The organism is Micromonospora sp. NPDC003776 (genome assembly GCF_053605645.1).
In genome coordinates, this window is record NZ_JBSGJR010000801.1 from 1 (window position 1) to 2,408 (window position 2,408).

The 2,408-nt window shown below is 76.4% G+C and carries 2 protein-coding genes and 2 pseudogenes; 2 read left to right on the forward strand and 2 right to left on the reverse strand.

The features are described from left to right. Nucleotides 1–168 (forward strand): annotated as a pseudogene (locus ACWEVO_RS35075) (two-component sensor histidine kinase); the annotation flags it as partial. After that, the gene (locus ACWEVO_RS35080; RefSeq protein ID WP_452311707.1) at nt 165–791 is read left to right on the forward strand and encodes a response regulator; all 627 of its coding nucleotides are present in this window, start codon (nt 165–167) and stop codon (nt 789–791) included. The pseudogene ACWEVO_RS35075 and the gene ACWEVO_RS35080, both read left to right, overlap by 4 nt. Nucleotides 792–851: 60 nt before the next feature. On the opposite strand, the gene ACWEVO_RS35085 is transcribed toward ACWEVO_RS35080, so the two are convergent. Beyond that, the gene (locus tag ACWEVO_RS35085) at nt 852–1,565 is read right to left on the reverse strand and encodes an RraA family protein (protein WP_452311708.1); all 714 of its coding nucleotides are present in this window, start codon (nt 1,563–1,565) and stop codon (nt 852–854) included. Between the two features lie 13 nt (nt 1,566–1,578). Further along, a pseudogene (locus ACWEVO_RS35090) lies at nt 1,579–2,408 on the reverse strand (FUSC family protein); the annotation flags it as partial.

Below are 2,408 nucleotides of genomic sequence, written 5' to 3' on the forward strand. Positions count from 1 at the left end.
ACCGGCATGCGGGAGCGGGTCGAGGTGCTCGGCGGCGCGCTGGAGGCCGGGCCGACCGGCGCGGGTTGGCGGGTCCGCACCGTCCTGCCGGCCGGGGTCGGGGCCGAGCCGACCGGCGGGCAGCCGCCCGGCCAGCGCACCGCGACGGCCGCGCCGGAGCCGGCATGATCCGCGTCCTGCTGGTCGACGACCAGCACCTCATCCGCGCGGGCCTGCGTATGCTCTGCGACGCCCAGCCCGACCTCGAGGTGGTCGGCGAGGCCGACAACGGGCGGGACGGCGTCGCCCTGGCCGCGCGGCTGCGGCCCGACGTGGTGGTGATGGACCTGCGGATGCCCGGCGTCGACGGGATCACCGCCACCAGCCGTATCCTCGCCGACCGTCCCGCCACCCGGGTGCTGGTGCTCACCACGTTCGGCGACGACGACCACCTCTACCCGGCGCTGACCGCGGGCGCCTGCGGCTTCCTGCTCAAGGACGCGCCGCCGGCCAACCTGCTCGACGGCATCCGCCGGGCCGCCGGCGGGGACAGCCCGTTCAGCCAGGAGGTGCTGCGCCGGCTGGTCCAGCGGGCGGTGCAGGCCCGCGCCGGGGCGCCCCGCCCGGTCGACGGGCTCACCGCCCGCGAACATGACGTGCTGGACCTGGTCGCCGAGGGACTGTCCAACAGCGAGATCGCCGAGCGGCTGCACATCGGGGTCACCACGGTGAAGACCCACATCACCAGCCTGATGACCAAGACCAACAGCCCCAACCGGGTACGGCTGGCCCTGTACGCCCGGGGGGCCTGAACCGCCACGAAGGGGCACCAGGCCCCGAAGCGCCTGGTGGCCGCGTACGAGGCCGGCTGACTACTCCTCGATCGCGCCGCCGACGGCGCGCAGGTGCTCCCGGAAGGTCAGCGCCGGGTTCTCCGCCCGGGCCGTCAGGTACGCGCCGAACCCGACCTGCGCGCGCAGCGGGTCGCCAGCCCGGATCAGGTCGGCCTGCCGCCGCTCGGTGTCCCGGATGGACTCGGCGGCGGCGAACAGTTCCGCCACCCGGTCGGCCGGCACGAACAGGACCCCGTCCTCGTCGGCCAGCACGACGTCGCCGGGGCCGACGGTCCACTCCCCCACCCGCGCGCAGGCCAGCGCGTCGGCGGGCCGGGGGTCGAGGCGCTGCGGCCCGGTCGGTGTCGCGCCGAGGCTGAACACCGGCAGCCCGACCGCGCGGATGTCCGCGGTGTCGCGGTGCAGGCCCCAGACCACCAGGCCGGCCAGGCCCGCCGTCTGTGCCTCCAGCACGACCAGGTCGCCGACGCAGGCCTCGTCGGTACGTCCGTCGTTGTCCACGACGAGCACGTCGCCGGGCGCGGCCCGGTCGATGGCTTCGAGGAAGATGTCCACGCTGCCGACGTGCCGGGTGGGCAGCGCCCGCCCGGCCATCCGCCCAGCGGGCAGCACCGGGCGGACCTCGGCGGGGGCGCAGCGCACCGGGACGCCCGCCCGGAGGCAGGCGTCGGCGACGTGGGCGGTGGTGAGGGCGGCGAAACGCCCGCGCAACAACTCCGGGTCGATGCTCATGGTCAGACGCTAGTCAGGCGGCCCGGCCGCGGGAGGAGCCAGTTTCCGGTGGGTGGCCTGCTGACCGCCACGGCTGGGACCGACGTCGGTGACGGGTGCGCCGCATGATCCTGACCCGGCGGCGGTTGCGCGGAGTGTGCCGCTTCGGCCGGATCATCCGGGCCCGTACGGGCGGGCGCAGCTGCGCCTCCCCCGCGCCGGCCGCCCGGCGCACCATCGCGTTGGCGTCCCGCGGCTCGCATCCGGTGGCCCGCAGTAGCTCGCTGTCGGCGGTGCGCAGGTCGGTGATGATCCCGTCGCCGAAGGAGCGGACGCCCCGCGCCCAGGCCCGGCCGGCCAGCTCGGCGCTCTCCCGGACCAGCCGTCGGGTACCGGACAGGTCGTCGCTGCCGGAGCGGCACTCCCGGCGCAGCTCGCGGACTGCCGCGCTGAGCCGGTCCACGGCGTCGGCGAGCTCCGCCGGTACGGGCTCGTCGTACTGCAGGGCGGTCGCAGCGCGCCGGGCCACCGACCGGGCGTACAGGATCAGCCGCTCGAGGTGGTCGGTGGCGTTGGCGTACCGGTGGAACTGGGCGCGGCGGTGCCAGCGGGCCGGCGCGATGGTGACCACCTCCTCGGCCCCGCTGATCGCGTCGTTGAGCCGGCCCACGTCGGCGTCCAACGCGCGCAGGTCCTCCAGGGCACGGATCGCGGCGTCGGCGTCCCGGTAGGCCAGGGCGTGCGCGACGGCGTCGAGCCGCGCGGTGAGGCCGGCGAACACCGGCTCGGCCGCCCGGTCCAGCACCCGCAGCGGGTTCACCGGCAGCAGCAGGGCCACCACGGCCAGGCCGACCACCGCGCCGA